3 protein-coding genes are annotated in these 6,554 nt (G+C 65.5%); all 3 read right to left on the reverse strand.

Annotated elements, in window-relative coordinates:
* Positions 1 to 1,812 carry a [FeFe] hydrogenase, group A gene (locus AB5750_RS04520; protein ID WP_438266011.1) on the reverse strand — a complete coding sequence of 604 codons (1,812 nt, stop codon included), beginning with the start codon at positions 1,810 to 1,812 and terminating at the stop codon, positions 1 to 3.
* The gene (locus tag AB5750_RS04525; protein WP_368145443.1) at positions 1,806 to 3,638 is read right to left on the reverse strand and encodes an NAD(P)-binding protein; all 1,833 of its coding nucleotides are present in this window, start codon (positions 3,636 to 3,638) and stop codon (positions 1,806 to 1,808) included. The genes AB5750_RS04520 and AB5750_RS04525 overlap by 7 nt, the downstream gene beginning before the upstream one ends.
* A 355-nt stretch (positions 3,639 to 3,993) precedes the next feature.
* Positions 3,994 to 6,213, reverse strand: coding sequence for a DEAD/DEAH box helicase (locus AB5750_RS04530; protein ID WP_368145442.1), 2,220 nt, complete (start codon positions 6,211 to 6,213; stop codon positions 3,994 to 3,996).
* Positions 6,214 to 6,554: the final 341 nt, after the last annotated feature.

Consider the following 6,554-nt stretch of genomic DNA (forward strand, 5'->3'; position numbering starts at 1 on the left):
CTAGCACGTCCCCTCGTTGGGCATCGACCAGGCGTGATGGTCGGTATGCAGCAGCTCCTCGGCCAGCGGCGAGAGCGGCGCGCCCAAAAACTCGCTGTAGCACGCCTGAACATCGGGATTCTCGTGCGAGAAGCGAATGTCCGCCTTCGCATCGAGGCCCCAGAGCACCTGGCCACGCTCGGCTGCCAGCTCGCAACCGTCGTGGATGGGCTGACCGCCGCCACCGACGCAGCCGCCCGGGCATGCCATAACCTCGACGAAGTCATAACTCGCACGGCCGTCGCGAATCGCGTCGAGCAGGCGGGCGGCGTTGCCCAGCCCGTGCGCCACGGCAACATGCACCTTAGTGCCATCGATATCGGCGACGGCTTCCTTCCAGCCGTCGAGTCCGCGCACGTCAGTAAAGAAATCGGCATCCGGGTTCTTGCCCGTCACCAAGTAGTAGGCCGAGCGCACGGCGGCCTCCATCACGCCGCCCGTGGCGCCAAAGATCACGCCCGCGCCCGTGCCAAAGCCCAGCGGCGTATCGAGCGGCTCCTCGACCAGCGTGTCCACGCTCACGTGGCTCGCGCGGATCATGCGCACCATCTCGCGCACCGTCAGCGCAACGTCCACATCGGGCGCGCCGTCCTCGCCCACCATGCTCGGCAGCGCGCACTCGGCCTTCTTGGCCGTGCACGGCATAACGGACACCACGAACAGGCGCTCGGACTCCACGCCCAGCACCTTGGCGTAGTAGGTCTTGGCGATGGCGCCGAACATCTGCTGCGGCGACTTGGACGTGGACAGGCTGTCGACAAACTCCGGATAGCGCGCCTTCACAAAGCGCACCCAACCCGGGCAGCAGCTCGTAAACATGGGCCAGCCGTTGCTGTCACCCTCGCCCTTGGCGGCCTTGCCCAGACGCTCGAGCAGCTCGGAGCCCTCCTCCATGATGGTGAGGTCGGCCGAGAAATCAGTATCGAACACGTACTCAAAGCCCACGCGGCGCAGCGCGCAAGCCAGGCGCTCAACGGTTGCCTCCTCGCGCGAAATGCCGAGTTCCTCGCCCCAGGCGCTGCGCACGGCAGGCGCGATCTGCACCAGCACGATCTTGTCGGGATTAGCGAGCGCGTCAAACACGGTCTCGGTATCGTCGCGCTCGCGCAGTGCGCCCGTCGGGCAATGCGTAATGCACTGGCCGCACGCGACGCAATCGGTCTTGCCGATCGGCGCGCGCCCGCGGGTACCCACGGCGGTATGCGTGGCGCGGTTGGTCAGGTCCCAAATCCCTAGGCCCTGCACGCTCTCGCACACCTTGATGCAGCGCATGCATTTAATGCACTTGTCGTTTTCGCGGATGATGGGAAAATCGAAATCCCAGCCCTCGCCCGCCAAATGCTTTTGATACGGCAGATAGAAAATGCCCAGGTCGTTGGCGATGGTCTGTAGGTTGCAGTTGCCGCTGCGCACGCAGCTCGTGCACTGCGAATCGTGCTGGGACAGCAGCAGCTGCACGTTGGTGCGACGGGCCTCGCGGGCCTTGGGGCTGTTGGTGTGGACCACCATGCCGTCGAGCACGTAGTTGTTGCAGGCGGCAACCAGCTGGTCGCAGCCCTCAACCTCGACCACGCACACGCGGCAGCCGCCGATCTCGTTTAGATCGCGCAGATAGCACAGGGTGGGAATCTGAATGCCGACGGACTTGGCCGCATCCAGGATCGTGGTGTGCTCGGGCACCACGACTTCGCAGTTATCGATAATGAGCCTGACCATGTTGTGCGCTCCGTTTTCGCTGTTGTCGCCGGCGGTGGTTTTGTTGAGCTCTACCATTCCAGGTTCCTCCCTCCGCGGAACGCGCCAAAGCCAAAGTGGTCGCAACGCAGGCAGCGACTCGCCTCTTGGCGTGCCTCTTCCTCGGTAAGGCCCTGTTCGACCAGATTCCAATCGTGAATGCGCTCGCCGGCCTCGCGCTCGCCCAGCTCGCAGCGGCCGCACTCGTGCTTGCCCTTAAACTGAACGGTCGGCAGCTCCACGTCGAGCTTAATCTTGTGGTCGAAGCCCAGGTAGCGGTCGATATTTGCCGAAGCCACGCGGCCGGCGTTGATGGCACGGATGACAGTGGCGGGGCCGGTCTGGCAGTCGCCGCCGCTAAAGAGGCCATTAAAGTTGGGCACGGCGCCGTCCGAATCGGTGACGATGCGACCCCACTTGCAGGCGATGCCCATGTCCTCAAACGGCTTGGAGTCAATGTCCTGACCAATGGCCACGAACACGCGCTCACAGGGAATGACCTGCTCGGGCGTGACGGCGGCACGCGGGGCCGGGCGCCCGCGGCGGGGCTCGCCGATAATCTGCGGCTGCACGCGCAGGCCGCTCACGCGACCGTCCTCGCCCGTCTCGATGGCGAGCGGGGCCGTAAGCTCCAGAACCTCGCAGCCCTCGGCCTGGGCACCGGCGATCTCGGCGTCCTGGGCTGTCATATCGCAGATGCGGCGGCGGTAGACGATGCTCGCCTTTTCGGCTCCGCAGCGCACGGCAGAGCGCGCCACATCCATGGCCACGTTGCCGCCGCCTATGACGCACACGCGCTGTCCGCTCAGGTCGGGCAGCTCGTCGTCACCGATGGCGCGCAGCATCTTGACGGCCGACTCCACGCCGGGCGCCTCTTCGTCCGGAAGACCGAGCTTCTTGTCGCTGTGGGCACCGATGGCCAGGTAGACGGCATCGAACTCGTCGCGCAGGCGAGCGAGCTCCTCGCCGTTCACGGAGTGGTCGAGCTCCACGTCGATACCGGCGCTCAAGATCCAGTCGATCTCGGCCTGTAGGCGCTCGCGCGGCAGACGATAGCTGGGGATGCCGTAGCGCAGCATGCCGCCCAGGTGATGACGCTGCTCAAAGATGGTCACCTTGTGGCCCATCACGGCCAGGTAGTAGGCACAGGAAAGGCCGGCCGGGCCGCCGCCGATCACGGCGACGCGCTTGCCGGTGTCGTCCACTACATGGGGCTTGTGGTCGTTGAGGTCACTGTGCTCAACGGCAAAACGCTTAAGGGCGAGGATGTTCATGGGGTCGTCGACCATGCCGCGGCGGCAGTGCATCTCGCAGGGATGCTCGCACACCAGGCCGCAGACGAGTGGTAGCGGATTGTTCTTGCGGATGACCTTGACGGCGTCGGCATAGCGGCCGGCCTCGACGAGCGAGATGTACCCGGGAATGTCGACGTGCGCCGGGCAGCCCGAGACGCACGGGACGCGGGCCTCGCGGTCAAAGCCGCAGGAGTGCTCGCGGATGTGGTGCTCAAAATCGTCGCGGAAGCCGCGAATGGCCGTGAGTGCCATGGCGCCAGCTTCGTAGCCGATAGCGCAGTCGCTCGAAAGGTAGATGGTGCGGGCCGTGCGCTCAATTAGGTTGAGCGTGGACTCATCGGCGCGTCCTTCGAGCACATCGGCGAGCAGGTCACTCAGCGCGCTCAGGCCCACGCGGCAGGGTGTGCACTTGCCGCAGCTCTGGGTGGAGCACAGGTTGACGAGCGCTGCCGTAAACTCAACGGGACACGGGGCGAGCGAACTCACCGCCAGACGACGTCCGAGCGCATCGTGCAGGTCGTCCATGACGGCCTGAGCGTGGCTGCGTTCCATTACATGCAGTCGAGCCATAAGATCCCCTCTCGCATGGCAGCCCGGAGGCGAGGCCGGGCGAAGTTGCTACACGCACAACACTGACCTAAAAAGTTGTTAGGTCTCCACGCAGTTCGGCAGGCGGTATAAAATGTCACCCTCAGCGGTGAAATAGAACATTACCGCAGATAAATGCCATATTTGATAAACGCGTTACCCACAATGCGGCACTTAGGGACGTTCCTTTTCTGCCGGCACCCGGGGACACTCCTCGCTCTGGTGCATTCCCGAGGCAATCAAATTTGGACTAGCGGTGGTTACGATAAACAAAAGGGCCCCGAGCATAGTCTGCTCGGGGCCCAAACTCATCTCGCCTTATCGCGCGATGCGTATGTTATTTACGCTTGCCGCCGCCGTCGCCGGGACGACGGGAGCTGCCGCCGCGCTTGCCGCCACGATTGTTACCATAGCTGCCACGATTATCGCGACCGCCGGCACGACCGCCGCGGGAGCCGGCCTGGTTGCCGCCACGCCCGCCGCGATAGCCGCCACGGCGCTCCTCGCGGGTGTCGTCGTAGTTACGCCAGTCATCGCGACGATCGCGGCTGGCACGCGGGTCGCGACGATCACGCGACTCATTCGAACGACCTGCGCCGCTGCGGCCACCGTTGCCACGAGTGCCCTCGCGATGCTCGCCGCCACGGCCGCCGCGCTCATCAAAGCGCTTGCCGCCACGGGACTCGCCGCCACGGCGCTCACCACGGCCGCCGCGCTCGTCATCGCGACCGGAACGACGACGGTCGCCCGCACCACGCTTGCCGCCACGCGAGCCACGGCCCTCGTCCTCGCGCTCAACACGACGACGACCGCCGCGGTCCTCGTCCTCGCGGCGACGGCGATGTGCCTCGCCCTGGAACTGCTTGGCACGGCGCTCGGCACGGTTGCCGCGCGGGGCCTGCTCGGCGGCACCGGCACCGGCACCGCGCTCCTCGGCAACCACCTCGCGGGCCACACTCTCCACAGCCTCGTCCACGCGAGCCTGAACACCCTCGCGCACGCGGGTCTTGCCGCCACGCTTGGGACGGCTCGGACGCTCGCCGTCGCCGCGACGCTCGTCGCGACCACGGTTGGAACGACCGGCCACATCGCCGTAATCGTCGCCGTTGCGCTTGCCGTCGCGACGTGCCTGCTCGAGCTTCTTCTTGCTCTTGGACTTGCCGCGCTTGGTCTTCTTCTTCACCTTAAAGGCCGCAGGGTCGCGCTCGGGATCAACGGCGGGCGGATTGGGGCCCACATGCAGGTCGCCGGCGTCATAAATGTCGGCCGTCTTGTCCATGAGCTTCTCGATCTCGTAGAACTCATCGACGTCCTGCTCGGTCACAAACGTAATGGCCCAGCCCAGCTCACCGGCGCGGCCCGTGCGGCCGATGCGGTGGATGTAGTCGGTCGGCTCTGCCGGCACGTCAAAGTTCACGACGTAGCGCACATCGCTAATGTCGATGCCGCGGGCGAGGACATCGGTTGCCACCAGCACGTCAACGGTGCCGTCGCGGAAGGCCGAAAGCGCGCGCTCGCGCTGGGCCTGGCTGCGGTTGCCGTGGATCGCGGCGGCCTTGATGCCCTTGCGCTCCAGACGACGGCAGCAGCTGTCGGCGCGGTGCTTGGTGCGCATAAAGACGATAGTGCGCTCCGGACCCTCCTTTTTGAGGAACTCGGGCAGCAGGTTGTTCTTGGCCTCGATGGACACCGGGAACACAAACTGGTCGACGGTGTCGGCGGTCGACGTGGCGGGCGCGATCTCCACGCGGGCCGGGTCGCTCACCAGGTCGGTGATCTCGCCCACGGCCTCCTCGTCGAGCGTGGCCGAGAACAGCAGCGTCTGGCGCTCGGCCGGCGTCTCGCGCACAATACGGCGAACGGCGGGCAAAAAGCCCATGTCGAGCATGCGGTCGGCCTCGTCGAGTACCAGCACCTTGACCTCGTCAAGGTGGCAAGCGCCCTGCTCGATCAGATCGACCAGACGGCCCGGCGTGGCGACCAGAATGTCGCAGCCGTACTTGAGCGCCGCGGTCTGGGGCTTGTAGCTCACGCCGCCCACGACGGTCACGGCGACATGGCCGGTGACGTCGGCAATCTTGCCGGCGACCTCATCGATCTGCTGGGCAAGCTCGCGCGTGGGGGTGATGACGAGCATCACGGGGCCGCGGCCGTTGCCCTCGGGCTTCTTGGCACCGCGACGGCGGTCGCGGCCGCCACGCTCGCGCACGGGCTTGGGCGGAGCGATGTGCTCCAGGTTATTCATGGTCGGCAGCAAGAAGGCGGCCGTCTTGCCGGTGCCGGTCTGAGCGGCGGCAAGCAGGTCGCGGCCCTCGAGCACCACGGGGATCGAGCCGGCCTGGACAGGCGTGGGCGCCGTGTAGCCCAGGTTCTCGATGGCACGAAGCATCTCGTCCGAAAGACCCAGCTCGTCAAAGGCGGGCAGGTTCTCGGTCGCGGACTCGACGGTCTCGGCGGCGCTGGCCTCGTCGGCCGCATCGAAGGCAGCCTGGGTCATGGCCTCGCGGGTCTCGTCCAGAATCTCGGCGTCCGTGACGTCGGATACAGAATTACGCATATGTTGTTGTTCCTTATCTGCACGCGTTATGGGCACGGCATGCGGCCGCGCGAGCGTGCTTGGTAGTGCGCTAATACATACAAAAACAGGTGCGCACAGAGAGGACGTTGCTCAGCACGCTGGCGATCGCTTTGGCAGCCCTATCACGCGCCGTCCAGACGCAGCAGCTCTAAGCGATGGAGCAGATTCGCCGCCGGTTAGTATACCCGCGCTTCGCATGCCCCCACGTAAACCACAGATGACGGGGCGGACGGGGCGGGTCTGCCTTGATTATCAACTTCATCCGAACACTTCCCACATTCATCCGCACATGTGCGGATGAATGTGGGAACCCGATACCC

This window comes from Collinsella aerofaciens (genome assembly GCF_040926185.1).
In the GTDB taxonomy this organism is placed as follows: domain Bacteria; phylum Actinomycetota; class Coriobacteriia; order Coriobacteriales; family Coriobacteriaceae; genus Collinsella; species Collinsella aerofaciens_BC.

What these genes read in the sequence shown, in the direction of transcription:
- AB5750_RS04520 (WP_438266011.1), bottom strand. Translation starts at nt 1,812, where the DNA reads ATGGTAGAGCTCAACAAAACCACCGCCGGCGACAACAGCGAAAACGGA.
- AB5750_RS04525 (WP_368145443.1), bottom strand. Translation starts at nt 3,638, where the DNA reads ATGGCTCGACTGCATGTAATGGAACGCAGCCACGCTCAGGCCGTCATG.
- AB5750_RS04530 (WP_368145442.1), bottom strand. Translation starts at nt 6,213, where the DNA reads ATGCGTAATTCTGTATCCGACGTCACGGACGCCGAGATTCTGGACGAG.